General features: G+C 57.7%; 26 protein-coding genes and 3 tRNA genes. 15 read left to right on the top strand and 14 right to left on the bottom strand.

Going from position 1 to position 24,834, the window contains the following annotated elements; translation table 11 throughout:
* Nucleotides 1-375 precede the first annotated feature (375 nt).
* From ACR0AA_RS03930 to ACR0AA_RS03900, 7 genes are all read left to right on the top strand, one after another.
* Nucleotides 376-1,326, top strand: a complete 951-nt coding sequence (locus ACR0AA_RS03930; RefSeq protein ID WP_480662518.1) for an ABC transporter substrate-binding protein — start codon at nucleotides 376-378, stop codon at nucleotides 1,324-1,326.
* A gap of 10 nt (nucleotides 1,327-1,336) precedes the next feature.
* Complete coding sequence (locus tag ACR0AA_RS03925; protein WP_480755480.1) at nucleotides 1,337-2,386, top strand: quaternary amine ABC transporter ATP-binding protein; 1,050 nt, start codon at nucleotides 1,337-1,339, stop codon at nucleotides 2,384-2,386.
* Nucleotides 2,383-4,449, top strand: coding sequence for an ABC transporter permease (locus ACR0AA_RS03920; protein WP_480755479.1), 2,067 nt, complete (start codon nucleotides 2,383-2,385; stop codon nucleotides 4,447-4,449). The genes ACR0AA_RS03925 and ACR0AA_RS03920 overlap by 4 nt, the downstream gene beginning before the upstream one ends.
* A 105-nt stretch (nucleotides 4,450-4,554) precedes the next feature.
* Nucleotides 4,555-5,220 carry an NnrU family protein gene (locus ACR0AA_RS03915; protein WP_480755478.1) on the top strand — a complete coding sequence of 222 codons (666 nt, stop codon included), beginning with the start codon at nucleotides 4,555-4,557 and terminating at the stop codon, nucleotides 5,218-5,220.
* Nucleotides 5,221-5,292: 72 nt separating this feature from the next.
* Entirely contained in the window at nucleotides 5,293-5,814 is a 522-nt protein-coding gene (locus ACR0AA_RS03910) for a DUF2478 domain-containing protein (RefSeq protein WP_480662526.1), read from the top strand.
* An 86-nt stretch (nucleotides 5,815-5,900) separates the two neighbouring features.
* Nucleotides 5,901-7,148, top strand: coding sequence for a D-arabinono-1,4-lactone oxidase (locus ACR0AA_RS03905; protein WP_480755477.1), 1,248 nt, complete (start codon nucleotides 5,901-5,903; stop codon nucleotides 7,146-7,148).
* Nucleotides 7,145-8,266 (top strand): alanine racemase, encoded by a 1,122-nt coding sequence (locus ACR0AA_RS03900; RefSeq protein WP_480755476.1) that lies wholly within the window; start codon nucleotides 7,145-7,147, stop codon nucleotides 8,264-8,266. Before ACR0AA_RS03905 ends, ACR0AA_RS03900 begins: the two co-directional genes overlap by 4 nt.
* A gap of 300 nt (nucleotides 8,267-8,566) precedes the next feature.
* Here ACR0AA_RS03900 and ACR0AA_RS03895 read toward each other — a convergent pair.
* Nucleotides 8,567-8,650 (bottom strand) — tRNA-Tyr (locus ACR0AA_RS03895).
* A 116-nt stretch (nucleotides 8,651-8,766) separates the two neighbouring features.
* Here ACR0AA_RS03895 and rlmB point away from each other — a divergent pair.
* The 4 genes from rlmB (at nucleotide 8,767) to ACR0AA_RS03875 (ending at nucleotide 11,053) form a co-directional block, all read left to right on the top strand.
* The gene (gene rlmB / locus ACR0AA_RS03890; protein ID WP_480662532.1) at nucleotides 8,767-9,540 is read left to right on the top strand and encodes a 23S rRNA (guanosine(2251)-2'-O)-methyltransferase RlmB; all 774 of its coding nucleotides are present in this window, start codon (nucleotides 8,767-8,769) and stop codon (nucleotides 9,538-9,540) included.
* The gene (locus ACR0AA_RS03885) at nucleotides 9,521-9,826 is read left to right on the top strand and encodes a hypothetical protein (protein WP_480662534.1); all 306 of its coding nucleotides are present in this window, start codon (nucleotides 9,521-9,523) and stop codon (nucleotides 9,824-9,826) included. The genes rlmB and ACR0AA_RS03885 overlap by 20 nt, the downstream gene beginning before the upstream one ends.
* Before the next feature lie 105 nt (nucleotides 9,827-9,931).
* Complete coding sequence (locus tag ACR0AA_RS03880; protein ID WP_480662536.1) at nucleotides 9,932-10,384, top strand: YHS domain-containing (seleno)protein; 453 nt, start codon at nucleotides 9,932-9,934, stop codon at nucleotides 10,382-10,384.
* Between the two features lie 198 nt (nucleotides 10,385-10,582).
* The gene (locus ACR0AA_RS03875) at nucleotides 10,583-11,053 is read left to right on the top strand and encodes a CoA-binding protein (protein ID WP_480662538.1); all 471 of its coding nucleotides are present in this window, start codon (nucleotides 10,583-10,585) and stop codon (nucleotides 11,051-11,053) included.
* 4 nt (nucleotides 11,054-11,057) lie between these two features.
* On the opposite strand, the gene ACR0AA_RS03870 is transcribed toward ACR0AA_RS03875, so the two are convergent.
* From ACR0AA_RS03870 to ACR0AA_RS03855, 4 genes are all read right to left on the bottom strand, one after another.
* Nucleotides 11,058-11,633, bottom strand: coding sequence for a hypothetical protein (locus ACR0AA_RS03870; protein ID WP_480662540.1), 576 nt, complete (start codon nucleotides 11,631-11,633; stop codon nucleotides 11,058-11,060).
* A 74-nt stretch (nucleotides 11,634-11,707) separates the two neighbouring features.
* Nucleotides 11,708-12,025, bottom strand: a complete 318-nt coding sequence (locus ACR0AA_RS03865; protein ID WP_480662542.1) for a phosphoribosyl-ATP diphosphatase — start codon at nucleotides 12,023-12,025, stop codon at nucleotides 11,708-11,710.
* Complete coding sequence (hisF, locus tag ACR0AA_RS03860; protein ID WP_480662544.1) at nucleotides 12,022-12,783, bottom strand: imidazole glycerol phosphate synthase subunit HisF; 762 nt, start codon at nucleotides 12,781-12,783, stop codon at nucleotides 12,022-12,024. The genes ACR0AA_RS03865 and hisF overlap by 4 nt, the downstream gene beginning before the upstream one ends.
* Nucleotides 12,784-12,932: 149 nt before the next feature.
* A complete protein-coding gene (locus ACR0AA_RS03855) occupies nucleotides 12,933-14,990 on the bottom strand; it encodes a fused MFS/spermidine synthase (protein WP_480755475.1) in 2,058 nt (685 codons plus the stop codon).
* Between the two features lie 418 nt (nucleotides 14,991-15,408).
* Between ACR0AA_RS03855 and ACR0AA_RS03850 the strand changes: the two genes are divergently transcribed.
* Nucleotides 15,409-15,855 carry a DUF302 domain-containing protein gene (locus ACR0AA_RS03850; RefSeq protein WP_480755474.1) on the top strand — a complete coding sequence of 149 codons (447 nt, stop codon included), beginning with the start codon at nucleotides 15,409-15,411 and terminating at the stop codon, nucleotides 15,853-15,855.
* A 42-nt stretch (nucleotides 15,856-15,897) separates the two neighbouring features.
* Here ACR0AA_RS03850 and hisA read toward each other — a convergent pair whose 3' ends face one another.
* Nucleotides 15,898-16,620 (bottom strand): 1-(5-phosphoribosyl)-5-[(5-phosphoribosylamino)methylideneamino]imidazole-4-carboxamide isomerase, encoded by a 723-nt coding sequence (hisA, locus tag ACR0AA_RS03845; protein ID WP_480662549.1) that lies wholly within the window; start codon nucleotides 16,618-16,620, stop codon nucleotides 15,898-15,900.
* A gap of 134 nt (nucleotides 16,621-16,754) precedes the next feature.
* Here hisA and ACR0AA_RS03840 point away from each other — a divergent pair, with 134 nt between their 5' ends.
* Complete coding sequence (locus tag ACR0AA_RS03840) at nucleotides 16,755-17,156, top strand: DUF2147 domain-containing protein (RefSeq protein WP_480662551.1); 402 nt, start codon at nucleotides 16,755-16,757, stop codon at nucleotides 17,154-17,156.
* A gap of 4 nt (nucleotides 17,157-17,160) precedes the next feature.
* On the opposite strand, the gene hisH is transcribed toward ACR0AA_RS03840, so the two are convergent.
* Both hisH and hisB read right to left on the bottom strand, forming a co-directional pair.
* The gene (gene hisH, locus ACR0AA_RS03835; protein WP_480662553.1) at nucleotides 17,161-17,799 is read right to left on the bottom strand and encodes an imidazole glycerol phosphate synthase subunit HisH; all 639 of its coding nucleotides are present in this window, start codon (nucleotides 17,797-17,799) and stop codon (nucleotides 17,161-17,163) included.
* Nucleotides 17,800-18,387, bottom strand: coding sequence for an imidazoleglycerol-phosphate dehydratase HisB (gene hisB, locus ACR0AA_RS03830; RefSeq protein WP_480662554.1), 588 nt, complete (start codon nucleotides 18,385-18,387; stop codon nucleotides 17,800-17,802). It abuts the gene before it with no gap.
* A 153-nt stretch (nucleotides 18,388-18,540) separates the two neighbouring features.
* On the opposite strand from hisB, the gene ACR0AA_RS03825 reads away from it, so the two are divergent.
* Nucleotides 18,541-18,780, top strand: coding sequence for an Lrp/AsnC family transcriptional regulator (locus ACR0AA_RS03825; protein ID WP_155147317.1), 240 nt, complete (start codon nucleotides 18,541-18,543; stop codon nucleotides 18,778-18,780).
* Between the two features lie 169 nt (nucleotides 18,781-18,949).
* On the opposite strand, the gene ACR0AA_RS03820 is transcribed toward ACR0AA_RS03825, so the two are convergent.
* From ACR0AA_RS03820 to ACR0AA_RS03805, 4 genes are all read right to left on the bottom strand, one after another.
* Complete coding sequence (locus tag ACR0AA_RS03820) at nucleotides 18,950-19,384, bottom strand: hypothetical protein (protein WP_480755473.1); 435 nt, start codon at nucleotides 19,382-19,384, stop codon at nucleotides 18,950-18,952.
* Between the two features lie 47 nt (nucleotides 19,385-19,431).
* A complete protein-coding gene (locus ACR0AA_RS03815; protein WP_480755472.1) occupies nucleotides 19,432-20,298 on the bottom strand; it encodes a GNAT family N-acetyltransferase in 867 nt (288 codons plus the stop codon).
* A gap of 84 nt (nucleotides 20,299-20,382) precedes the next feature.
* A tRNA-Gly gene (locus tag ACR0AA_RS03810) sits at nucleotides 20,383-20,457 on the bottom strand.
* 36 nt (nucleotides 20,458-20,493) lie between these two features.
* Nucleotides 20,494-20,568 (bottom strand) — tRNA-Gly (locus tag ACR0AA_RS03805).
* A gap of 148 nt (nucleotides 20,569-20,716) precedes the next feature.
* Here ACR0AA_RS03805 and ACR0AA_RS03800 point away from each other — a divergent pair.
* Nucleotides 20,717-20,869 carry a hypothetical protein gene (locus ACR0AA_RS03800; RefSeq protein ID WP_480662558.1) on the top strand — a complete coding sequence of 51 codons (153 nt, stop codon included), beginning with the start codon at nucleotides 20,717-20,719 and terminating at the stop codon, nucleotides 20,867-20,869.
* Between the two features lie 15 nt (nucleotides 20,870-20,884).
* Here the strand turns inward: ACR0AA_RS03800 and ACR0AA_RS03795 are convergent, their stop codons facing one another.
* Both ACR0AA_RS03795 and ACR0AA_RS03790 read right to left on the bottom strand, forming a co-directional pair.
* Nucleotides 20,885-21,268 carry an MAPEG family protein gene (locus ACR0AA_RS03795; RefSeq protein WP_480755471.1) on the bottom strand — a complete coding sequence of 128 codons (384 nt, stop codon included), beginning with the start codon at nucleotides 21,266-21,268 and terminating at the stop codon, nucleotides 20,885-20,887.
* 79 nt (nucleotides 21,269-21,347) lie between these two features.
* Nucleotides 21,348-24,785, bottom strand: a complete 3,438-nt coding sequence (locus ACR0AA_RS03790) for a pyruvate carboxylase (RefSeq protein ID WP_480662562.1) — start codon at nucleotides 24,783-24,785, stop codon at nucleotides 21,348-21,350.
* Between the last annotated feature and the right edge of the window lie 49 nt (nucleotides 24,786-24,834).

The following is a 24,834-nucleotide window of genomic DNA, read 5'->3' as shown; positions in this document are numbered from 1 at the left end:
GGTTGCAAGATCTCAAAACAGGCGCATTTTTGGGTTTTTAGTGCCGTCGTGATTGGGACTCTGCAGAAAAATCGGCGTTTGCAGAAAGAAATGCTCGACAAAACAGGGGATTCGGGTTTGTGATTGACTCGTCAATCAATGTCCCGCGTCGAAAAAGGTGAAAACACGGGCGGCGCGGGTGTTCGGCACAAGGCAGCGGGTGGGGACTTGCAGCTTGGTCCGAGGTGAAAAATTCCGCCTTGGTTCAAAGTGTTCACTTCCCTTTTGCGGCTAAAATTGTGCATGTTGCGACATGGTATTGTCGTCCGACGAACCTACCGGCGCGAGAGTTTGCGCCGAGGCGGACGGTACACAAATAAGACAGGGAGAATGTCGATGAAAAAACTCAGTGTCAGCCTCTTGGCTATGATGGTAGCCGGTTCCGCTTATGCCGCCGAAATGGGCGCCGTGGACGAACCGATAAAACTGGCGATCAACGAATGGACTGGTCAGCACGTGACAACCCACGTGGCGGGCGAGATGCTGAAGGCTGCGGGCTACAATGTCGAATACGTCACCGCCGGTATGATGAACCAGTTCCAGGCGATCGCGGACGGCGACATCACAGCTACGCTTGAAATCTGGTCGTCCAACGTTTCGGACGAATACGCCAAGAAGATCGACGAAGGCACCGTCGTCGAGATCGGCGATCTGGGGCTGGACGCCAAAGAAGGCATCGCCTATCCGGCGCATGTGGCCGAACTGTGCCCGGGTTTGCCCGCATGGGAAGCGCTGAAGGACTGCGCGCAAGTCTTTGCAACTGCTGAAACTTTGCCAGGTGGGCGTCTGGTTGACTACCCTGCCGATTGGGGTACACCGGGCGCGGACCGCATGGTTGGTCTTGAGCTTCCGTTCAAGGCGGTTCCTGCCGGTTCCGAAGGTGCTCTGATCGCCGAGCTGCGCGCCTCGACCGAGCGCAAGTCGCCTTTGCTGATCACCTTCTGGCAGCCTCATTGGGCGATGTCGGCCTATGACGTGCAGTTCGTTGACCTGCCCGCGGGCGAGGAAGCATGCTTTAACGATCCGGCATGGGGGCCGAACCCGAACGCTGTGAACGACTGCGATTTCTCGCCTTCGCGCATCTTCAAGGCCAGCTGGAACGGCATGGAAGACAAATGGCCAGCCGCCTTTGAAATCCTGTCCAACTATCAGCTGGCGGTCGAAGACCAGCAGCCGATGATGGGTGCGATCGACGTTGACGGCGGTCAGGTCGAAGAGGTCGTCGCCGCTTGGATGGCCGAGAACGAAGACAAGTGGCGTCCGGTTGTCGACGCGGCAACGCAGTGAGTTCGCATAAGTGACTGACGCGAATACGCCAGCCATCGCCTGCCAGAATCTCTGGCAGGTCTTTGGCCAAGGCGCAGACAAAGCCCTGACCGACGCGCTGTCTCGGTCAGGGAATGACGCGGACAAAGCCGCCGCCGATCTGCGCGAACACGGGTTCATCCCTGCCGTTCAGGACGCAAATTTCGAAGTCAAAGAAGGCGAGCTTTTCGTCATCATGGGGTTGTCGGGGTCGGGTAAATCCACGCTGATCCGCTGTATTTCTCAGTTGCTGCCGGGAACGGGTGGGGAAATTCGGGTCGATGGTGAAAACGTCATTGGCGCATCGAAAAAAGCGCTAACCGAATTGCGGCGCAAAAAGCTGGGCATGGTGTTCCAGCATTTCGGCCTTTTTCCACATATGACGGTTGCCGAGAACGTGGCTTACCCGCTGCGCGTGCAGGGCGTTGGCAAAAAGGAACGTCTGGCTCGTGCGCAAGAAGTCATCACGCTTGTCGGACTGGAGGGGCGTGAGGACAGCTTTCCCCGTCAGCTTTCCGGTGGTCAGCGTCAGCGCGTGGGGATCGCGCGGTCCTTGGCCGTAAACCCCGATATCTGGTTTCTAGATGAACCGTTTTCGGCCCTAGACCCTCTGATCCGCCGCCAGTTGCAGGACGAATTCCTGCGCATTCAGGCGACGCTCAAGAAATCTATCGTCTTCATCACTCACGATATACAAGAAGCCCTGAAATTAGCCGACCGCATCGCCATTATGCGGGATGGCAAGATTGTGCAGATCGGTACGCCTACTGATATTGTCCTGCGCCCGGTCGACGACTATGTCCGAGAGTTTTCGAAGGACGTGGCGAAGGGCCAGCACGCCAAGGTCGCTTCGGTCATGCGGGATGACGACCAACGTGGGCCGGACGATCCGGGCCTGACCACATCAATGACTTTGGACGCCGCACTGGCGCATTGCATGGAGCTATATGAGCCCGTGCCGGTGCGCGATGAGGCTGGCAACATTGTCGGGACGGTTCATCCGTCGGACCTGGCCGCGGCCTTGCAGGTGGACGAGACATGACCGCCGTCACGGATATCCCATCGCAACAGGTGTCGCATCTTACAATAGGTGCTAAGGCCGCACTGATCACCGTTGTTGTCGGAGCCATTTGCTTGGCGCTGGAAGATGTCGCGCCGTGGCTGGTCAAGTGGCCCGCAGCGTGGGAACTGCCCGCGACACAATGGGTTGGAGCGTTTCTGGACTGGTTTCTGAACGGCATCAAACCAGCGATGCGGTTGTTTTCCGACCTGATGGCCTATCCCATGAACGCGGCCAATTTCGTGTTGGGAAATACGCCTTGGCCCATCCTTATTGGTCTGGTGACGGCGCTGGGCTGGTATCTGGGCGGCTTGCCGATGGCGGCGCTTGGCTTCTTTGGCCTCTGTTTCGTGCTGGCTTCGGGCTACTGGGCCGAGAGTATGAATACACTGGCTCTGGTCGCTGTTTCGGTGCCCGTCGCGTTGATCGTGGGTGGTGCCATCGGCATCCTTGCGAACGAAGTTCCGCGCGTGAAGTCCTTTGTTCAGGCGGTTCTGGACGTGATGCAGACGGTTCCGACCTTTGCTTATCTGACACCGCTGTTGCTTCTGTTCGGCTTTGGCCCGGTGGTAGGCTTGATCGCCTCGGCCATTTATGCAGCCCCGCCAATGGCCCGTAACGCGATGCTGGGTCTGGAACGGGTCGAGCCCGAGATCAAAGAGGCCGCCATCATGTCCGGCGGTACCCGGTTTCAGCAGCTGTTTCAGGTCGAAATCCCGGCAGCGGCCACACAGATCATGGTGGGTGTCAACCAATGTCTTATGGCCGCACTGTCGATGGTCATCATCGCCGCCGTTATCGGTGGCTTCAACGACATCGGCTGGGAAGTCCTGCTGACCATGCGCAAGGCCCAGTTTGGCGAGTCGCTGCTGGCTGGTCTGGTTATCGTTGTCTTTGCTGTGGTGATCGACCGGATGAGCGGCACGCTGGCGACCGAGCGCAAACGGTTTGATCAACGGGTCGTCTGGGCGGTGTTGGGTTTCACCGCCTTGTTCACCGCCGCCTTCTGGGCATGGCTGCCGAACCCGTCCGAGTTGACCCTTTTGGACCCGGTGGCCGAGGCTGTGGACAGTGGCCTGACCGCCTTTACGCAGACCAATGGCCCATGGCTGGACGCGCTCAAGAACAACTCATTGTTCTATGTGCTACTGCCGTTGCGGATCGGATTGGACCAAGCTGTTCTGCCGTTCACATGGGGTTTCCAGTGGACAGCAGGCATGAGCTACGGCCTCTTCGCCGCCGCAGGTGTCATCGCCGCGCTGATGGCGTGGCGTGGTCACCTGACCGGAGGTTTAGTCGTGCTAATCCTGATCGGCATGCTCGAAACCGGCATCTCGAACCTGCCATGGCCTTTCGTTCTGACCGGCGCTGCTGCGCTAAGCTATGTTGCGGGCGGTTGGCGGTTGGCGGTGCTGTCGGTGGGGCTGCTGTGCACCATTCTTGTATCGGGCCTTTGGGAAAGAGCGCTTTTGTCGCTTTATCTCAGCGGTGCTGCAGTGTTTTCCTGCGCCGTAGTCGGCGGGCTGATCGGATTGGCCAGCGCGGTTTGGTCGCCGGTTTGGAAAATCGTCCGTCCGATTTGTGACATGTTGCAGACGATCCCTCTGTTCGTCTTCCTGATCCCGGTGTTGATGGTGTTTCAGATCGGCGAGTTCTCGGCCTTTCTGGCGATCTGTGCTTATGCAATCGTTCCGATGGTCCGTTACACGCGGCACGGCTTGGTGAACACGCCGGATGAGATGATGGAGGCTGCAATCTCCAGCGGTGCGACCGAGTGGCAGATCATGCGCGATGTGCGCGCGCCCTATGCCGCGCCAACCATCTTGCTGGGGCTGAACCAAACCATCCTCTACGCCTTCGCCATGCTGGTGATCGCCGCTTTGATCGGAACCACCGGTCTTGGTCAGTCGATCTATCTGGCATTGGGGCAGGCAGATGTAGGTCTGGGGATCTCTGCCGGGGCTGCAATGGCCATCCTTGCGCTGGTTGCCGACCGTATCGTCCAGGGGTTTGCCGAAGAACAGCGCAAGGCGCTGGGACTGTAAACAGGGCAGGGGCGGCGCGGTCGCCCCTTTGCCTGCACTTGATTTCGGACAAGGACCATGTCGGGACAGGGCGTTAAACCCCGGCGAACACGTTCGGAGAATACTATGACCGGTTGGGCCTTTTTCCTCGCAGCACTGATCACATTTCTTGTCAGTCACGCCATACCCGTGCGTCCCGGAGTACGCGGGCGGCTGATCGAATCCTTGGGGCGCAGAGGTTACTTTGCGGCGTATTCCGCATTGTCGCTGCTGGTACTTGCCTGGTTGATCGTGGCAGCGGCACAAGCGCCCTATGTCGAGGTCATCCCGCCACTCGGTATCTTTCGCTGGGCACCTCTGTTGGTGATGCCGGTCGTGTGCTGGCTGGCTGTCGCAGGCCTGTCCATCCAAAACCCGTTTTCCTTTGGTGGGCTGGGGCATCGCGCGTTCGATCCGGAAAACCCCGGCCTCCTTCGCACCACTCGCCATCCGATACTTGCCGCGTTGATGCTGTGGGCCGGTGCGCATTTGCTGGCCAATGGCAGCCTGTCCCACGTTATCCTGTTTGGTCTTTTTGCGGGCTTTGCCGCACTGGGTATGGCTTTGATCGACCGCAGAAAAGAGCGTGAGATGGGCATGGAATGGACGCGCCTGTCCCGCAATACGGCGAGGTTTTCACTGCGCGCGCCGCGCCCGTGGCCGCGCCGTTGGGTCTGGCTGACCTCCATCGCCATCTTTATGGTTCTGCTTCACCTGCACGCATCTGTAATCGGACTTTCTCCGTTGCCTTAACGCAGGGGAGTGGTCGGGCAGGCACTTGCGTGCTATCTGGAATGTCACAATTTTGTACCAAGGGGTCCTTCGATGTATCTGGCCTATGTCACCACCACTGATCGCGGCGCAACCGACCGGCTGCTGAGCGCGGTTGCCGAGCACCTGCTGTCAAAAGGTGCGAGCCTGGCAGGCGTGGTGCAAACCAACACTGAGTGCGCCGACAGCAGCAAATGCGACATGGATGTCCGGGTCTTGCCGGAAGGAGAGACCATTCGGATCTCACAGTCCCTGGGCGAACAGTCGCGCGGATGTCGTCTGGACCCGGCCGCACTGGAACAAGCCGTGGGATATGTGACCGCATCTTTGGCCGATGCCCCGCATCTGCTGATCATCAACAAATTCGGCAAGCATGAGGCTGACGGGCGCGGATTTCGACCTGTGATCGCCGAGGCATTGGCTCAGGACATTCCTGTGTTGGTTGGTGTGAACGGTCTGAACAAAGAAAAATTCGACGAATTCACTGGCGGGGCCGCGGAACAGATCGAGTCAGATCTTGTAAGTATCACCGCATGGTTCGACCGCGTCACAGCGCAACGGGTGGCTGCGGCCTGACAAAGCTCCCGTAGGGTAAGCTTCTGTTTTCCTGACTTGTTTCGTGTCACATGTGCTGCAATCCTCTCACTCGGAGGAGAACTCACATGTGGACCAACTGGGCCGGAAACCAGCGCGCCGACACACCAATCGCGCGACCGTCGACAATTGCGGAACTGCAGCAGGCGGTTGCGCAGCCCCAATCCATGCGCGTTTTGGGCGCCGGTCATTCGTTCACACCGATTGTCGCCGGCGGAGACCGGATACTGGACCTTTCGGGGCTCGACCTGCCCACGCTGGGTGAAGTGACCGAGGACCGTATCTGGGTCAACGCCAATGCGCGGTTGCGTGATCTGTCTCCGGCGCTGGCGGATCAGGGGCTGGCTTTCCGCAACCTCGGGGATATCAACGCACAATCCTTGGCGGGTGCAGTTGCGACCGCGACCCATGGAACCGGTCGCGGGCTTCCGTGCTTGGCGGCGGAAATCACCGCAGCCAAGTTGGTCGGTGCGGATGGGGATATCCTGTCCACCAACGATATTGCGCTTGAGATGGCGCAGGTCACGCTGGGCATGTTGGGGGTTTTGACCGAGGCGGAAATCTCGGTCGTACCGAAATACAACTTGCGTCGCCAGGTACAGTTGGCATCGGTCGAAGAAAGCTTGGCCACGATGCACCAGAAATGGGCGGACAATCGGAATTTCGAGTTTTTCTATATCCCGTTTACGGGAAAGACTGTGGAACTGCGACACGCCTTGACCGAGGCACCTGAAGGCAAAGCGCCGCTTGATCTGGATATGATCGCCGTGAAAGTGCTGAAACTGGCGCGCGCTGCGGGACGGGTCAGCGAAGGCTTGCGCGCAGCGATCCTGAAACTGCTGACACTTGCTCAATCCGACGAAGACTATGTCGGCGAAAGCTGGCGTGTCCTGTGCAGCGATCGGCGTATCCCGTTCAAGGAAATGGAGTATCATCTGCCGCCTGACGTAGCCGGTGACGTGCTGCAAGTGGTTCTGAGTCGCCTGCACCGAGACCACAAGGACATCTATTTCCCGATTGAGGTTCGTCAGACGGCAGGAGACACGGCCTGCTTGTCGCCGTTTCAGGGCGGGCCGCGCATATCCATTGCCGTCCACACCGACGCGGCTGAGGATCACCAGGCATATTTCGAAGCACTCGAACCGCTTTTTGTCGAAGCCGGGGGCCGACCGCATTGGGGCAAACTGCACAACTTGACCCATAAAGAGCTGTCCGCGCTCTACCCGGACTTTGACCGGTTTTGTGAATTGCGAGAACAGCTTGATCCGACAGGTAAGTTCCTGACCCCCGCGCTTGCCAGGCTGTTTCGGCCATGAATGAGACCTATCTGAAAAACCTGTCTGATACTCTGCGGTCACATGGTGTGGACAAGCCCGTATTCGTTGTGGATTTGGATCTGCTGGATGCCAATTGCGCCGTGGCGCAGGGCAGCGCGGACACAGGGCTGGCGCGCCGTCTGGTCGCCAAGTCGTTGCCCTGCCTGCCATTGCTGGATCACATTCGAGCGCAAATCCCAGCCTCTGGCCTGATGACGTTTTCCAAGCCGATGCTTCAGGCGCTTTTGACGGCTGAGCCCGAGACGGATCATCTGATCGGTAAGCCATTGCCCGTCAGCTCTGCCGCGAGCCTGCTGTCGTCGAATCCAGATGCCGCCAAGCGCGTCCAATGGTTGATCGACACTCCGGCGCGACTTGGAGAGTATCTGGCTCTGGCTTCAGACCGGCAGCTGTGTCTGCGATTCTCGCTTGAACTTGATATCGGCCTGCACCGTGGTGGAATTCGGCCCGAGCGCGTGTCAGAGGTCGCACAACGTATCGCCGCACATCCTAACGGCCAGCTTGCCGGGGTTATGGGGTACGAGGCGCATCTGGCCAGGCTACCGGGTATTCTGCGCAAGCGGGCGGCGAGGACCAGCTCTGACGCGTTTAACGCGGCTGTGTCCGCGTTGCCAAACGCCGGGTCCGGCATGTGCTTGAACACGGGCGGCAGCCTGACCTTTCAATCCTACCTCGCAAATGGCGCGGCAAACGAGGTCGCTTTCGGTTCGGTTCTGGTCAAGCCCGGCGATTTCGACCACGCTTCAACGCAAGCATTTCAGCCAGCGGCGTTCATCGCCACGCCAATCCTCAAAACGATGCCCGCAAACGCCCTGCCTGGCCTGGATTTTTTACCAAGGAACAAAACGGATATTGCGGTATTCGGTGGACACTTTCTGGCTGAACCAGTCTTTCCCGATGGCTTCGGCTATTCCAGAGTGTTTGGCCGGTCCAGCAACCAAGAGGTCTGGACCGGACCAGTTATGGCCGCCGTCGCCGCCGGCGATATCGCGTTGCTGCGCCCGACCCAAAGCGAGGCTGTGATGAATCAGTTCGGGACGCTGTTGGCCGTCAGAGGTGAGAAAGTCGCACAAGAATGGGATTGCCTGCCCAATTAGTGGAAAGCGGTTTGTCTCGGAACTAGGTGCGCGCGTCCATGTGACGCTGCAACCGCTCCGATCAGATGGCCTCATCCCCGGCAACTTGTCTGCTTTTGATTCCAAGCTGATGTTTAGTCCGCGGCTCAGCATCGGTCCGCGCGCTTGCGGCAAATCCAGCTTTTGACTTCAATTTGGGGGAAATTCATGGAGAACGATTGCAACGAGCTTTGGCAAAATGGTCCGTGCAAACCGTGGATTGGATAGCGAGCGCTTTTCTCGTAAGAAAAACACACCAAGTCTTTCAATTGCTTGAAGAAGTGGTGGGCGACCCTGGAATCGAACCAGGCGTGCGTCTCCGCGAGGGAGTTACAGTCCCCTGCCACACCTTGCGGCCTGTCGCCCACTGTCAGGCGTTGCACCTGACGTGGAGGCGTGATTACTAGCGCCTTGAAGGAGCGTCAACAGGAAAATTTCGCTTTGACGCAGGAAACCGAAATCCCGGCCCGGAGGCCCAAGAAATGAAGAAACCTAAGTGGGTCGTTGAAAAGGAACAGGCGCGCAAAGCTGCCGCGTCCGAAACTGTGTGGCTGTTCGGTTTGCATGCCGTTCGGGACGCGTTGATGAACCCGAAAAGGCAAAAACTCCATCTGATCGTGACGCGTAACGCGCGGGATAAGCTGTCGGAAGCCATTGAATTTGCAGGGATTGAGACTGAAATGGTCGACCCGCGCAAATTCACCGCGCCGATTGACCCGGGCTCGGTTCACCAAGGTGCTGCGCTTGAGGTCAAACCGTTGGATTGGGGTGGGTTGGCTGAGAACTGCATCGGGCGCGCGCATCCGCGCGTCATCCTGCTGGACCGTGTTACCGACCCGCATAACGTTGGGGCGATTCTACGTTCGGCCGAAGTGCTGGGGGCCAGCGCGGTGATCGGAACACGCCATCATTCGGCACCGGAAACGGGCGCGTTGGCAAAAACGGCAAGTGGTGCGTTGGAGCGTCAGCCTTATTTACGTGTGCGCAATCTGGCGGATGCGGTCGTCGAATTGCAGAATATGGGCTTTCTGGTTTTGGGCCTGGACGGGGAAGCAGAAGCAACTATCGAAACCGCGTTGGGCGGCAAGCTGGACCAACCTGTGGCGCTGGTGCTGGGCGCCGAAGGGCCGGGGTTGCGGCAAAAGACCAAGGAAACCGTTGATCAACTGGTGAAAATCGACGCAGCCGGAGGTTTTGGTTCGCTCAACGTCTCAAATGCTGCCGCAATTGCCTTATATGCTTCAAGGCATCGATAGACAGGAGAGTCCCATTTCCAGCCCGTCCAAAATCGCTACCTGCTGTTACTGCGGAACGCGCGCAGCGTTGGTTCTGAAGGGGAAGCAACGTCATGAACTCAGTTGCTCCAGCTGCGGAGCGCCTTTGCACGACCTCAAAATGGTCCCAAAGCACAAGCTGACCGAAGGCAAGGCGAAGCGCGACACCTACAAGCCTACGCCCCAGAAAAAGAAAAAGAAGAAAAAGGGCGTTTTTGCGCGCGTCTTCGACGAAGCTTGGGATGTTGTTGAAGATATCTTCGATTGACAGGGGGCTGGTGCGACACAAGCGTTCACAACCACGTTAATAGGGGTGTTCCGTGCGACAAAAGATTGCATCTTGATACCCTGATTTTGTAACCGTGAACACGCGATGCCAACCAGACGAATCATTATTGGTGCAATAGCCGCCGCTGCGTTTCTTCCTGCCGCTCACGCGCAGGACATGCCTGTTTATTTTGAGACGGATGGCGCGGTCATGGCCGGTTATGACCCGGTCTCGTATTTCAGAGGTGGAACCCCGGTCCGGGGGCTACCGGAATACTCCGTCATTTGGAAAGGCGCCGAGTGGCATTTTGCGTCTGCCGAGAACCGTGATCTGTTCGAAAGCAATCCGCGCGCCTATGCGCCTCAGTTTGGCGGATACTGCGCTTATGCAATGGCTCAAGGTGAGTTGATCAGCACGGATCCGATGCTGTGGGATGTGGTTGACGGTCGGTTGTACCTGACACATTCGCCCGAGATCGAGCGGTTGTGGAACGATGACCGCGCTGAGTACATTCAAATGGCCGAGGAACACTGGCCGGTTGTGCTGTATCATCAATAGGCGACTTTCCGCTATTTTCGGCCTGTCATCACAAAAATGCGAAACACCTCTTTTTTTCTCAGATCCCATGCTTAAATGTCACAGTGACCGCGGAACGGAACTGCCGCGGGTCATTTCACTGTCCCTCGTTCCAACAACTGGCGCTCAGGTTCGACCTGAGCGCTTTTTTCTTTTCCGCGCCCCGTCTAGGGTGTGCCCATGACGGATTACACGGACAGCATCCTGAAAGACATCCTGCGCAGCACCAAGGTTATTGCCGTGGTTGGCGTTTCGATGAATCCCGTACGGCCCAGTTACTACGTTGCGCGATATCTGTCGCTGAAAGGGTATAAGGTCATTCCTGTGAACCCAGGACACGCCGGGGCCGAGTTGTTTGGTCAAACAGTTCGCGCGTCACTAGGGGATATCTCTGAACCTGTTGATATGGTGGATATTTTTCGTCGATCTGAGGCTGTCCCACCAATTGTCGACGAAGCCCTTTCCACATTTCCGAACCTGCGAACGATTTGGATGCAGATCGGCGTTGAGCACCCCGAGGCGGCGGCCAAAGCGCAGGCGCGCGGCGTTGACGTGGTAATGAACCGGTGTCCCAAAATCGAATATCAGAGGCTGTTCGGTGAGCTTCGCATGGGTGGGTTCGCCACGGGTGTGATTTCGTCCAAGCTGTGATCGCTTACGAACCGGGCAGAGGCTTCAGCCGAGCCACCTGTTCAAGGCGGCGTTTTTCCAGAACAACTTCGCGCGGCACCCACTCGTATCGGGTGTCTTCAACAAGCGGTGACCAATACAAAACCCCGCCATAACGCCATGGGTCCAGAACCACGCCGTCATACATCGTCTCGCCCTTGCGGCTGATAATGGCGGTGCTGTGGTCGATTCGAAACGGGTTGTCAGCGTTGGCGATCGCCCGATGCAATTCCAACGTCTCGAAGTCTTCCTGCTTCAGTCGGCGCTCGATGTCCTCGGCCCAATGCCAGCACAATCCACGCGGCCGCAGGCCCTTGTTTACCTTGGCATTGTGGATCAACGGCGGATCGGTGATTTCATATTCCTGCACCAGCTGCGCAGTGTAGGAATAAGCAATACGCGCGGCACGGTCTGCCTCTTCCGGGTCGATATCAGGACCAAGGCTGCGGATTTCTGTCGCCAGCCTTTGAACCTCATCACCGGTGGCTCGCGGTGGCGCAGAACAGGCGGCAATCGTCAAAATGGAAAGCAAAGCCATTACGAAGGCCAAAGCCCTGGTCATTCCCGCGTCCCTCGCTCCGTGTCACACTGATCCCTGACTATACAGGGCAGGGTGGCAGGACGGAACCCGCGCGTTTAACCCTTGGGGCGAGACGCTTTTTCAGCGATTCCACTGGTCCCTTGGCGGTGGGCCAGTTCGGCAAGCACATCGTCCAGCGCCACATCCCGCGCGGCAAGCATGACCAGCAGGTGATAGAGCACATCAGCAGCCTCAGACGTCAGTTTTTCCCGATCGCCTTTGACGGCTTCGATGATCGCTTCGATTGCTTCCTCGCCGAATTTCTCGGCGCATTTTTCCGGACCTTTCGCCAGAAGTTTTGCAGTCCAGCTGGAGTCGGGGTCGGTTCCTTTGCGGGCTTCAATCGTTGCGGCCAGATCGTGCAGGATGTTCATGTCAGCCTCATCGGAATACCTGCGGCGGCCATGTGTTCCTTGGCCTCGCGAATAGAGTACTCGCCGAAGTGGAAAATTGACGCGGCCAAAACTGCGCTTGCACCGCCTTCCGTAACGCCTTCGACCAGATGGTCCAGATTGCCGACGCCGCCGGAAGCAATTACAGGAACGTCCACCGCATCCGAGATCGCACGGGTTAGCGGCAAGTTGAACCCGGCCTTGGTGCCGTCGCGGTCCATTGATGTCAGCAGAATCTCTCCGGCGCCCTTGCCGACGACCGTTTTGGCAAACTCGACGGCGTCGATTCCGGTGGGTTTGCGGCCACCGTGGGTGAAGATTTCCCATTTGCCGGGGCTGACGGTCTTGGCGTCGATGGCGCAGACGATGCACTGGCTGCCGAACTGGTCCGCTGCTTCGGCGACGACATCCGGATTGGCCACGGCAGCCGAGTTGAAACTGACCTTGTCAGCGCCGGCCAATAGCAGTGCACGCACATCATCTTTGGTACGAACGCCTCCGCCGACGGTTAGCGGCACAAAGCACTGCTCAGCCGTGCGCTGAACCACATCGAACATGGTGCCGCGATTTTCATGCGTGGCATGGATGTCCAGAAAACAGATTTCATCAGCGCCTGCGGCATCATAGGCCTTGGCCGATTCTACCGGGTCACCTGCATCGCGCAGGCCTACGAAGTTCACACCTTTGACCACGCGGCCATCGGCGACATCCAGACAGGGAATGATGCGGGTTTTCAGCATGTCGGCGTCCTTTGCTGGCGCACCTCTAACGCCAAACCCTCGTCGATGCCAGTAGCGATGAAGCACGTCGAAAGAAACGGCTGGGCCAATGGCTGTGCGCCCCCAAACCAGATGGAGGCGCCAATGTGTGCGGGAGGCTCGAGAAAACGTTAGTTCGAAGTGTCCTCGTCTTTAAGCAGCTTGAGCGCAGACAAAAGGTTTGCTTTGTCGTCAGTCCATGGCTCAGCGTTGCCTGAAACGACCAATTGCCACTGTCCGTTCTCGACAAAACTATCAATTCTGGACTTGTCCGGACTGATAATGACAACATCGGATGACGATGCGCCAGTACGAATGCTTTGCTCATTCTCGATTTCCTGAAACTGATAGGCGGCAAATAGCCCAAGAGTATCCGCAATGCGTGCCAGGGGGGGCGTCAGATCATAGTATCGGTTTGAGACGTGAAACACCAAAACCCCGTCATCAGTCAGACGTTCTACATACATCTCGACGGCTTCTTTTGTGATGAGATGCAGCGGAATTGCATCTGAACTGTATGCGTCCAGTACCAGAATATCGAACGCGAAGGGATTTTGTGCCAATACGATCCGCGCATCACCAAGGTAAGTTTCGGATGTTGGTGCACATTCCGAGATGTAGGTGAACATCGACGGATCTCGCGCTACACTGTCGACCATGGCGTCGATTTCGAAGAAGACCCACTGCTGAGACGGCAGCTTGTAGCAGGCCAGAGCTCCGGTACCCAGACCGACGATGCCAATGCTATCGGACTGACGTCCGAATTCTGACGTGATTACCTGAGCCATTGGACCTTCTGGGTGGTAATAGGACAAAGGGGTTGGTCGCTTGCCGAAGTCCTCTACTCGCTGCCAGCCATGCAACGTCGTTCCATTCTGGTAAATCCGGTATCCTGTGGAGGAATAAACTGTGTGAGTGCCAAAGAAGCTTCGGTCTTGAAAAATAGCGTTATCCTTGGGCGCGATGGCTGGCAGCATGAGAACCATAACAAGTACGGCAATACGTGTCGGACTGTTTCGAAACAGGATCAGTATGGTGACCAAAACTGCGGTTGCGACGACCAAGCGCAAGACCCCTTCTCCAAGTGGTTTGATATCGCCGAACACACCAAAAATGACGAGCAGTGGGTAACTCCCCAACAGGCCTATTGCCAGATTTCGCGGCGTAAATGAGGCCTTTGTCAGCAACAGTAATCCACCCGCAAATATAAGCGTCAGCTGCGCTTCGATTTCGTGAACGAATGCAAAAGGTGCCACGATCGAGTTGAACAGCCCACCAATTGCTCCTCCTACTGAAAGGGCAATGTAGAACACGGTCAATTGCTCTGCCGGTGGTCGCATTTCGTACAGCAACCTGTGCGCATAAAGGGCGATTACGAATAGCACGGGAACGTAGATTAGGATGATAACGGGCGCAGAGTGCTGCTTGATCAGGTTGGACAACAGTACAACACCCACGGCCAACGCCAGGATCATTGGGATACGCAAGCTTTCTGCGCTCAACTTCTTCCATTTGGCGAAAGCAAAAACAAACGACAGAATGTAAGTCGCCAGAGGTACAACCCAGATTAGCGGAATCGATCCCAAATCTGTGCTGACCTTCGTCGTAAAGGAGAGCATCAAAGATGACGGGATGAAGGCGATAACAACCCAGGTTGCAATCTGCCTCAATTTTGGACTGCTGTATGAGATATTTGCGGCGACTGGACCAAGTGATCCGCCTGATCCGCGGATGGCCACAAGGCCGCTTATCAAAAGCAGTCCGCCAAAAACTACGAACCCAAGGAACCACAGATTGCTGGTTTCTCGGGCGCCCCAAAAGGGATCGGCCAACAGCGGGAAAGCCAGCAGTGCCAGCAATGACCCCACATTGCTGGCGCTATAGAGAAAGTAGGGGTCGTCTGCAGAAGGGCCTCCCGAACGCGCATACCATGCTTGTAACAAAGGCGCGTTGGCAGACAGAACTGCAAACGGCAAGCCGACACCCAAGGCAAACAATTCAAGGGTTTGCAGTGCGGTTGAGTTGGACGCATCATAACTCCAGCTTTCGCTGATCGAAAGCGGCAGGAACGTCAGAGCGACCAACCAAAATGCCAAATGTGTAACGAGTTGCCAGCGCAACGGCAGCCATTTTGTCAGAAAATGGGCGTAAATGTAGCCCACGATCAGAACCACTTGGAAAAACAACATTGCAGTTGTCCAAACCGCTGGTGCACCGCCTATTTGTGGCAGAACGAGCTTGGCAAATAGCGGTTGCACGAAAAACAAGAGGCAGGCACTGACGAAAATAGTCGTGCAGAAACTGAACACTACGCCAATTCTGAACCAAGAACTGTTCGACAATTCTGTGCTTGAAATACTCATGTCTGAAATCCCTGCTCGCTCTCGTTGGTACGACAGCTAACCAAGAAATGAGACCAAGTTAGGGCCAATGTGCGCAAAATACCTGTCAGGGTCGAGTATTGTTCCCAATTGCAAAACGGTTCGCTGAGTGATGCCTTTAGGTGATGCCTGGCCGGTGGCAAAGCCCCGCCGATGCCGGAGATGTGATTGTAGGATCGTGTAAAGCTGTGAAAATGAGGGTGAAAATTACAGAAGGAAATCCGATATGCAAAAACTGATACTGGCAACAATTCTGACTTTCGGAGGGGCGCTGTCTGCCATGGCCGACGACATCATTAAGGTAAACACGGATAAGTCAGTGCAAGAGGCGATGGACGCTTTGGAAGCTGCCGTTGGCAATGCGGGCGCGACAGTCTTCGCTCGGGTTGATCACGCAGCGGGTGCGGAAAAAGTCGGGCTGACCATTCCTGCTAACCAGGTTCTGATCTTTGGCAACCCCGCGCTGGGAACGCCCGCAATGCAGATCGATCCGCGTGCGGGGCTGTTCCTGCCGCTAAAGGTACAGGCATACGAAGATGAAATCGGGCAGGTCTGGTTGGCCTATGAAGACCCCAAGGAAACGATGGACGAGCTAGACGAGGTCGAGAAATCGCCTGTCATCGAAAAGATGCGTGGCGCGTTGGCTAAACTGACCTCGGTCGCAGCGCAATAATCCAAATGCTTGCGCCTGCGGGAACGCCGCAGGCGCACAGCCTTACTTGTTCAGAGCTTTCAGAGCTTCTGCCAGATCAAGCGCGCCATCATACAGTGCGCGTCCTGAAATCGCACCGTTCAGTTCGACGCCGCAATCACGCAGTGCGATCAAGTCGTCCAATGAGCTGACACCGCCCGACGCAACGACAGGAATTGAAACCGCACGCGCCAAAGCTGCAGTGGCTTCGATATTCGGACCCTGCATCGCCCCGTCGCGGTTGATATCAGTGTAGATGATGGCCGCAACACCCGCGTCTTCAAAGCTGCGGGCCAGGTCCGTGACCTGAACGTCCGTTTCTTCAGCCCAGCCTTTTGTAGCAACCATGCCATTACGCGCGTCGATGCCGACGGCCACCTTGCCCGGAAACGCCTTGGCCGCTTCACGCACAAGATCAGGATTCTCGACTGCTACGGTGCCCAAGATCACACGCGCAAGGCCTTTGGTGATCCATGTTTCTATCGTGGCCATGTCACGAATGCCGCCGCCGAGCTGTGCGGGCACATTGCACTCCTTCAGGATGGCCTCGACCGGAGCTGCGTTGACCGGCTCGCCCGCGAACGCGCCGTTCAGGTCAACCAAGTGCAGCCACTCGCACCCTGCCTCGACAAAGGCCCGCGCCTGCGCGGCCGGGTCCTCGTTGAAAACGGTGGCCTTGTCCATTTCACCGCGCAGCAGGCGCACGGCCTGGCCGTCTTTGAGGTCGATGGCGGGGTAGAGGATCATGTCAGGCGGCCCTATATCAAAACTGTTCGCGCGGGATATCGCACAAGCAAGGCAGGGGATGCAACGCGACGCAAAGTCAATCTTGCCCGAGGCCGACCACCGGGCCAGAGTGAGGGCAAAACAGGGAGGAGATCATGAAGAAACTCACACTTGCAACGGCGTTTGCAGCCATGGCAGCCAGCGCAGCGGTTGCCGACCCGGTTGATGGCCTGTGGAAGACAGAGCCGGGCGACACCGGCGGCTATCTGCACGTCTCGATAGCGCCCTGCGGCAGCGCCATTTGCGGCACGATCGACTCGGCCTTTGATGGGCAGGGCAATCAGCAGCTGAATTACGAGAATCTTGGCAAACAGATTATCTGGGACATGGTTCCGGATGGCGGCGGCAGCTACGATGACGGCAAGATCTGGGCACCGGACCGCGACAAGACCTACAGCTCGAAAATGTCTCTGGACAATCAGAACACACTGACCGTCAAAGGCTGTGTCGCTGGTGGGATTATTTGCCGCGGGCAGACCTGGACTCGCGTTCAGTAAACCGTCACGGGGTCCAGGTCAGGAAATTTCCGATCATGCGCAGCCCCACATCCTGACTCTTTTCAGGGTGAAACTGCATTCCAACCATCGTGTCGCGGCCAATCACGGCCGTGACCTCCTGTCCATAATCCACATAAGCCAGCCGTTGCGACGGGTCGCTGACCCGGAAATGGTATGAGTGCACGAAATAGGCGTGGTCGCCTGATTGCACGCCGGTAAAGACCGGGTGGTCGCTTTCCAGAACCAGATCGTTCCAGCCCATATGGGGCACTTTCAGCGCGTTGTCTAATGGTTCGATCCGCACCACATCGCCTGCAACCCAGCCCAGACCATCGGTCTCGGTGTACTCATGACCCTTCGTGGCCATCAGCTGCATGCCCACGCAGATGCCCAGAAAGGGGCGGCCCTTTTGCTCGACTGCTTCGACCATCGCGTCGTAAATGCCTTTGTGACCACGCAACTCGGCCGCACAGGCGGGAAAAGCGCCGTCACCGGGCAGCACCAGCCGATCCGCACGCGCAACGACGTCCGCGTCCGAGGTTACAACAACCTTACCCGCATTCACCTCACGCGCCATGCGTTGAAACGCCTTTTCGGCCGAGTGCAGGTTGCCGCTTTCGTAGTCGATAATAGCCGTCAGCATTTATAGTGCGCCCTTCGTGGACGGGATCGCATCGGCCTTGCGCGGGTCGGTTTCGATCGCCAGACGCAAAGCGCGGGCGACCGCCTTGAAAGCGGCCTCGGCAATGTGGTGGCTGTTGAACCCGTGCAATTGGTCGATGTGCAGCGTGATGCCCCCATGAGTGCTGAGCGCCTGAAAGAACTCGCGCACCAGTTCTGTGTCGAAGGTGCCGATCTTGGGGGTCGGCAGGTCAACGTTCCAGATCAGGAACGGACGGCCCGACAAGTCCAGCGCGCAACGCACCTGAGCGTCATCCATGGGCAGGTGGCACTCGCCATAGCGACGGATGCCCTTTTTGTCGCCCAGGGCCTGCGTCAATGCCTGACCCAGCGCGATGCCGGTGTCCTCGACCGTGTGGTGGTCGTCGATGTGGTAATCGCCCTTGGCGCGGATCGTCATGTCGATCAGCGAATGGCGCGCAAGCTGATCCAGCATGTGGTCAAAGAAGCCAACGCCGGTCTGATTGTCATACTGGCCAGAGCCGTCCAGATTGACCTCGACCGAGATCTCGGTCTCGGCGGTTTGACGGCTGATCTTTGCGCTGCGCATGGGCGAATTCCTTTTGCTACAGGCGCGCTTATAGACGGGGATTGTCCGGCATATCCAGACCAACCGTCGCAATAGCTGCAATCTGTTGCAGGGGATTGCGCCCGGTGTCGTGCCATGCCAGCCTGCCGGAAACTCAATCAACAGGTCCAAATCATGTCCACCTGCGTTTTTATCCAGATCCGCTGCAAACCCGGCACCACTTATAAGGTCGCTGAAGATATCGCGCTGCGCGAGATCCACTCGGAACTTTACTCGACCAGCGGTGAATATGACCTGCTGCTCAAGCTCTACATCCCCGAGACCGACGATGTCGGCCATTTCATCAACGAAAATCTGCTGGTGATTCCGAATATAGAGCGGTCCTTGACCACCATGACCTTCAAAGCGTTCTGAGTTAGACAGAGGCATCAGGCGCGGAGCTTTGCGGCGAAGCGCACGCCAGAATCGCGCCGTTGCGCGTTGGTCGATCAGTTGCTCCCGCACGGAGCAACTGGTGCAATCCGAATAGCACCATCAAGGGTGCGCCAAGTGAGACAAGGTAGTTGTCTCCGGCCAATTGCGACTAAACCGCACCGAGGACGCAAATGCCCAGCAGAACGGCAGAATGCTTGCATTTTTCCCTTTGGCTGTCGGTCGGATAGTTCAAAAATCCATTCTTTGTGAACACGGTGAAAACTAGGCCCGTTGTGAACACACTTATTAAGACAAGCGTGGGAATGTTCCCGATCAGTACTGACGCGATACTGCCGTGGCCTGCGTAAACCAGACATTCAATCAGAGGCGTGACCACGACCATGAAGATGTTGATGCCAAGCAGGATTGGCTGAGGTCGCAGAGACTTTGGTGCATAGGCGACGCAGACCATCGCGGCCAGGACCGTTCCAAGCCATCCTGCCAGCCGCAAGTCAGCGGTCGTGCGAAGAAGAATCATGAAGGTCAGGCCGGGGAGATTCTCAAACATCTCAAGCAGCAATCGTTTTTGGTTGGCTCCCGCCATGTCTCAAAAGTCTCTGATCATTAGAAATCAGTCCAAGGGATAGAAAGTCATCCCAACTCAAATGTCGTAATGCCATAGATGCGATCCAAGTCGATGTCCGGCGCGTGGCTGGAATACATACGCCCGGTTTCGAATACTTTGGTCAATCCCAACTGTTGCGCCATAGCCATAGCTTGCGTGTTGGGGTTGGGCATGTCGATAAAGACCTCTGCATCCATCTGGTCGTCGGGAAGGGTCGTCAACAGCGACACCAAAAGGGCCTGCGCGATCTCGGGCGTGTCCGCGAACAATGGTCCGACCTTGTACCCGGCCAAACACCGACGCAGCGTTGCATAGCCTTTGATTTGCTCATCTTGTTTGAAAATCCGAGAGTGGTGATTGGGCGCGTCCAGCCAGGCATGCAGGAACGTATCGCGGGGGGCAGGGAACAGACCACGGTCATAAGCTCTCAGCTCATCCGTCAGGGCGCCGAGGGGCGTGATCTGGCTGTGTGGCGACCGGCCCAACTGGTCCAGGATCCCGCCGACCGTGCCTGAGAAACGGTAGTTGTCATAAGCAAGTTCGAATCCGAACTTGCGATAGTTGTCCTGCTGCTCGACAACGCCGTCCATGCCCATGTTTCGGTCTTCGCAATGCGCCTTGACCGCCTCGGCCACCTGAAGCCCGTAGCCCGATCCGCGGTAGTCGGGATGCACGATATAAAAGCCTAAGAACGCATAGTTATCGTCGTAATTCACGGCCGAGGCCGACGCGATCATCCGGCCATCCAGAAACCCGCCCTTAAAGCCCTCGGGGTCAGAGCTGCGGAAACAAACAGCGTCATGCAGGCCGGGGTTCCAGCCTTCCTGACCTGCCCAGTCGACGGCCGTCTGGACCTCATCCGCTGTTAAAGAGCGAATTACGTATTCCGGCATGGGCGCGTCTCCTAGTGATTGCGTGCAACCCGAGGATGCCGCAACAACACCGAAAGAACCAGTAGGTTTGGAGAGCTTGGTATCTGGAGCGGGCGAGGCGATTCGAACGCCCGACCCTAACCTTGGCAAGGTTATGCTCTACCCCTGAGCTACGCCCGCATCAGATACATATGTTTCGGTCTTGCGACCTCTCAATGGAGCGGGCGAGGCGATTCGAACGCCCGACCCTAACCTTGGCAAGGTTATGCTCTACCCCTGAGCTACGCCCGCGCCGTTGAGTGAGGAGGGATGTATAAATTCCCACGCAGGGCTGCAAGCGGAAAAAACAAAAAAGAGGAAAATTATTTGCGACGGAAACGTGCCCCTTAACCGTTCAGGAACCAGAGCAACCAAGAATAAGAACGGTGGAGGTGAATAAATGACATGTTTTACGGACTTGAAGCTGGTGGCACTGGCCGTGATGATTTTGCTGGCAACCGCGTTACCCGGAAAAGACAAAGACAGGGTGGGGGAGGCTGAATCGTTTTTCACGGATGCCCCCCGAATCGAAACGCGGGTTCTGGTGGGTTGAGCCCCGCCAACCGGTTCACAGCGCCAGCAAAAGGCTTGCGATCGCGGCAATGATGAGGACGGCAAAAGTCAGGGACATGCCGATCTGGCGTAGGATGACGATCTGCGGTTTGCGGCCAAATCCGTAGGCGTGCAGCACGCGCCCGGCCAGAATACCCAGCCCCAGCAGATTGACCAGCCAGGCCGCCGCGCCCTGAAGTTCGACCATCGCGATCAGTAACAGTGCGAACGGCGCGTATTCGGCAAAGTTGGAATGCGTCCGCATCACCTTGAGCATGTCGGTATTGCCGCCATCGCCGTAAGAAATCTTGTCGCTGCGGCGCTGCATGATGACCCGCACACTCAGCGCGACGTATAGAAGTGCCAGCAATGCGGCATAGACTGGGGTGATGGACAGCATGGTCTGCTCCTCTCAGGTCCAAAAAAACAGGCCGCCCGGTTGCCCGAGCGGCCCTTGTAACCCTAGAAGGTTAGGTCGTTTATTCCAGTTCGACCAGTAGGTCCTTTGCGTCAATCTGGCCGCCGGGCTGGACGTGGATGGCTTTGACCGTCGCGTCACGCTCGGCGTGGATGCCGGTTTCCATCTTCATCGCTTCGATGGTCAGCAGCAGATCACCTTCCTTGACCTCCTGTCCGGCCGACACCGCAACCGTGGCCACTACACCCGGCATGGGTGCGCCGATGTGGTTGGCGTTGCCTGCCTCGGCCTTTGGGCGGGCCTGTGTGGTCGAGGTCACCAGACGGTTCGGAACGCGGATGACGCGGGGCTGGCCGTTGAGTTCGAAGAACACGCGAACTTCGCCGTTCTCGTCGGTCTCACCGATGGCCTGACAGCGGATTTCCAGCGTCTTGCCCGGATCGATCTCGGCGGTGATCTCTTCGCCGGGTTCCATGCCATAGAAGAAAGTCCGCGTGGGCAGGGTGCGCACCGGGCCATAAGTCCGGTGACGGCCCATGTAATCCAGGAAAACCTTCGGATACATGAGGTAGCCGTTCAGATCCTCATCATCGATCTCTTTGCCTTCAAGCTGTTTGGACAGGTCGGCGCGCGTTGCTTCAAGATCAACCGGTGGCACGTCCTTGCCCGGACGATCGGTGTTGGGGGTCTCGTCCTTCAGCACCTTTTTGATGATCGTGTCGGGGAACCCGCCCGGAGGCTGACCCAGATTACCGCGCATCATATCCACGACCGAGTCGGGGAAGGCCACATCCGTAGTCGGATCTTCGACCTGCTCGCGGGTCATGTTCTGGCTGACCATCATCAGCGCCATGTCACCGACAACCTTGGACGACGGTGTCACCTTCACGATGTCACCGAACATCTGGTTCACGTCGGCATACATCTGCGCCACTTCGTGCCAGCGTTCTTCCAGCCCCAGCGAGCGTGCCTGCGCCTTGAGGTTGGTGAACTGACCGCCGGGCATCTCGTGCAGATAGACCTCGGACGCCGGGGCCTGAAGGCTGGATTCGAAGGCCGCGTACTGGCCGCGCACCGCCTCGAAGTAATCGCTGATCTCGCGGATCGCCTTGATGTCCAGACCGGTGTCACGTTCGGTATGGCGCAGCGCTTCGACCACAGTGCCCAGCGTTGCTTGTGAGGTGTTGCCCGAGAAGCTGTCCATCGCGCAATCCACCGCGTCCACGCCCGCCTCGGACGCGGCCAGAATGGTGGCGCTGGCGATACCGGCTGTGTCGTGGGTGTGGAAGTGGATCGGCAGGCCGACCTCTTCTTTCAGCGCGCGGATCAGAATCTTGGCCGATGCCGGTTTCAGCAGGCCTGCCATATCCTTCAGGCCCAGAACATGCGCACCTGCATCACGCAGTTCCTTGGCCATGCCGACATAGTATTTCAGGTCGTACTTGGCGCGATCCGGGTCCAGAATGTCACCGGTATAACAGACGGTGCCCTCACAGATTTTGCCATTCTCGACGACCGCATCCATCGCCACGCGCATGTTCTCGACCCAGTTCAGCGAGTCGAATACGCGGAATACGTCGATGTTTTTCGACGCCTGACGAACAAACTCTTGCACCACGTTGTCGGGATAGTTGGTATAGCCAACCCCGTTTGCACCGCGCAGCAGCATCTGGGTCATCAGGTTCGGCATCGCTTCGCGCAGGTCGCGCAGACGCTGCCACGGGCATTCCTGCAAAAAGCGGTAAGCCACGTCGAAGGTCGCGCCACCCCAGCATTCGACCGAGAACAACTGCGGCAGGTTGGCCGCATAGGTCGGCGCCACCTTGATCATGTCGATAGACCGCATCCGGGTCGCCAGCAGCGACTGGTGGCCATCCCGCATGGTGGTGTCGGTGATCAGCAACTGACGCTGCGCCTTCATCCAGTCGGCGACGGCTTGCGGGCCTTTTTGCTCCAGCAGGTTGCGGGTACCCATCCGCGGCTCGGCCTTTGGTGTGGGTGCCTTGGCCTCTTTCAGATCGGCGCGCGGTTCCGGGCGGTCCTTGGTCTCGGGGTGCCCGTTCACCGTGATGTCGGCGATATAGGTCAGGACCTTGGTGCCCCGGTCGCGGCGGCGTTTGAAGGCGAACAGGTCCGGCGTCGTGTCGATGAATTTGGTTGTGTATTCGTTCGATAGGAAGGTCGGGTGCTTCAGCAGGTTGATAACAAAGTCGATATTGGTGCTGACGCCGCGAATGCGGAACTCGCGCAGGGCGCGGTCCATCCGCGCGATGGCGGCCTGAGGAGTCGGAGCCTTGGCGGTCACCTTGGTCAGCAGCGAGTCATAATAACGCGTGATCACCCCGCCCGCATAGGCTGTGCCGCCGTCCAGACGAATGCCCATTCCGGTGGCCGAACGATAGGCGGTGATACGGCCGTAGTCAGGGATAAAGTTGTTCTGCGGGTCCTCGGTGGTGATCCGGGTCTGCAACGCGTGGCCGGTCAGATGCACATCCGCTTGGCTGGCGGCACCGGTGGCTTCGGCAAGGGTCTTGCCCTCGGCAATCAGAATTTGCGCCTGAACGATGTCGATGCCGGTGACTTCTTCGGTGACAGTGTGTTCCACCTGCACGCGCGGGTTCACTTCGATGAAGTAGAACTTGCCCGTCTCCATATCCATCAGAAATTCGACGGTGCCTGCACATTCATAGTTCACATGGGCGCAAATCTTGCGGCCCAGCTCACAAATCTCGGCACGCTGTTCTTCGGACAGATACGGGGCAGGGGCGCGTTCCACGACCTTCTGGTTCCGGCGCTGGACCGAGCAGTCGCGTTCGTAGAGGTGATAAATCTCACCGTGCTTGTCGCCGAGGATTTGAACCTCAACGTGGCGAGCACGGATGATCATCTTTTCCAGATAGCCCTCGCCGTTGCCGAAAGCGGCTTCAGCCTCGCGGCGGCCTTCCAGAACTTTTTCTTCCAACTCGTCTTCCGAGTGGATCGGGCGCATACCGCGTCCGCCGCCGCCCCATGAGGCCTTGAGCATCAGAGGATAGCCGATCTCTTTGGCCTCAGCCCGGATCGCGTCCATGTCGTCGCCCAGCACCTCGGTTGCGGGGATCACCGGCACTCCGGCCGCGATGGCCACGCGCCGCGCGCTGGCCTTATCGCCAAGTGCGCGCATGGTTTCAGCCTTGGGGCCAATGAAGGTGATGCCGTTCTGAACGCAGGCGTCCACAAAGTCCGGATTTTCCGACAGCAGGCCATATCCAGGGTGGATGGCATCCGCGCCACATTCCTTGGCAACGCGAATGATCTCGTCAATCGACAGATACGCCGCAACCGGCCCCATCCCCTCGCCAATGCGATAGGCTTCATCCGCCTTGAACCGGTGCAGACCGAGTTTGTCTTCCTCGGCAAAGACGGCAACTGTGTGTTTGCCCATCTCGTTGGCCGCGCGCATCACGCGAATGGCGATCTCGCCGCGATTGGCTATCAGGATCTTTTTGAAGTCGGTCATGTTGGGTCCCGGTCCTACTTGTTTGGCCGTGTTGATAGGCGGACAATAC

Source organism: Ruegeria sp. CE8 (assembly GCF_056537465.1).
The sequence above is the reverse complement of the archived record's forward strand: the minus strand, read 5'-3'. Positions and strand labels throughout refer to the sequence as shown.

Excerpts from the sequence above, each read along its gene's own strand:
- ACR0AA_RS03930 (WP_480662518.1), top strand. The coding sequence starts at position 376 with ATGAAAAAACTCAGTGTCAGCCTCTTGGCTATGATGGTAGCCGGTTCC.
- ACR0AA_RS03920 (WP_480755479.1), top strand. The coding sequence starts at position 2,383 with ATGACCGCCGTCACGGATATCCCATCGCAACAGGTGTCGCATCTTACA.
- ACR0AA_RS03915 (WP_480755478.1), top strand. The coding sequence starts at position 4,555 with ATGACCGGTTGGGCCTTTTTCCTCGCAGCACTGATCACATTTCTTGTC.
- ACR0AA_RS03910 (WP_480662526.1), top strand. The coding sequence starts at position 5,293 with ATGTATCTGGCCTATGTCACCACCACTGATCGCGGCGCAACCGACCGG.
- ACR0AA_RS03905 (WP_480755477.1), top strand. The coding sequence starts at position 5,901 with ATGTGGACCAACTGGGCCGGAAACCAGCGCGCCGACACACCAATCGCG.
- ACR0AA_RS03900 (WP_480755476.1), top strand. The coding sequence starts at position 7,145 with ATGAATGAGACCTATCTGAAAAACCTGTCTGATACTCTGCGGTCACAT.
- rlmB (WP_480662532.1), top strand. The coding sequence starts at position 8,767 with ATGAAGAAACCTAAGTGGGTCGTTGAAAAGGAACAGGCGCGCAAAGCT.
- ACR0AA_RS03885 (WP_480662534.1), top strand. The coding sequence starts at position 9,521 with ATGCTTCAAGGCATCGATAGACAGGAGAGTCCCATTTCCAGCCCGTCC.
- ACR0AA_RS03880 (WP_480662536.1), top strand. The coding sequence starts at position 9,932 with ATGCCAACCAGACGAATCATTATTGGTGCAATAGCCGCCGCTGCGTTT.
- ACR0AA_RS03875 (WP_480662538.1), top strand. The coding sequence starts at position 10,583 with ATGACGGATTACACGGACAGCATCCTGAAAGACATCCTGCGCAGCACC.
- ACR0AA_RS03870 (WP_480662540.1), bottom strand. The coding sequence starts at position 11,633 with ATGACCAGGGCTTTGGCCTTCGTAATGGCTTTGCTTTCCATTTTGACG.
- ACR0AA_RS03865 (WP_480662542.1), bottom strand. The coding sequence starts at position 12,025 with ATGAACATCCTGCACGATCTGGCCGCAACGATTGAAGCCCGCAAAGGA.
- hisF (WP_480662544.1), bottom strand. The coding sequence starts at position 12,783 with ATGCTGAAAACCCGCATCATTCCCTGTCTGGATGTCGCCGATGGCCGC.
- ACR0AA_RS03855 (WP_480755475.1), bottom strand. The coding sequence starts at position 14,990 with ATGTTGTTTTTCCAAGTGGTTCTGATCGTGGGCTACATTTACGCCCAT.
- ACR0AA_RS03850 (WP_480755474.1), top strand. The coding sequence starts at position 15,409 with ATGCAAAAACTGATACTGGCAACAATTCTGACTTTCGGAGGGGCGCTG.
- hisA (WP_480662549.1), bottom strand. The coding sequence starts at position 16,620 with ATGATCCTCTACCCCGCCATCGACCTCAAAGACGGCCAGGCCGTGCGC.
- ACR0AA_RS03840 (WP_480662551.1), top strand. The coding sequence starts at position 16,755 with ATGAAGAAACTCACACTTGCAACGGCGTTTGCAGCCATGGCAGCCAGC.
- hisH (WP_480662553.1), bottom strand. The coding sequence starts at position 17,799 with ATGCTGACGGCTATTATCGACTACGAAAGCGGCAACCTGCACTCGGCC.
- hisB (WP_480662554.1), bottom strand. The coding sequence starts at position 18,387 with ATGCGCAGCGCAAAGATCAGCCGTCAAACCGCCGAGACCGAGATCTCG.
- ACR0AA_RS03825 (WP_155147317.1), top strand. The coding sequence starts at position 18,541 with ATGTCCACCTGCGTTTTTATCCAGATCCGCTGCAAACCCGGCACCACT.
- ACR0AA_RS03820 (WP_480755473.1), bottom strand. The coding sequence starts at position 19,384 with ATGGCGGGAGCCAACCAAAAACGATTGCTGCTTGAGATGTTTGAGAAT.
- ACR0AA_RS03815 (WP_480755472.1), bottom strand. The coding sequence starts at position 20,298 with ATGCCGGAATACGTAATTCGCTCTTTAACAGCGGATGAGGTCCAGACG.
- ACR0AA_RS03800 (WP_480662558.1), top strand. The coding sequence starts at position 20,717 with ATGACATGTTTTACGGACTTGAAGCTGGTGGCACTGGCCGTGATGATT.
- ACR0AA_RS03795 (WP_480755471.1), bottom strand. The coding sequence starts at position 21,268 with ATGCTGTCCATCACCCCAGTCTATGCCGCATTGCTGGCACTTCTATAC.
- ACR0AA_RS03790 (WP_480662562.1), bottom strand. The coding sequence starts at position 24,785 with ATGACCGACTTCAAAAAGATCCTGATAGCCAATCGCGGCGAGATCGCC.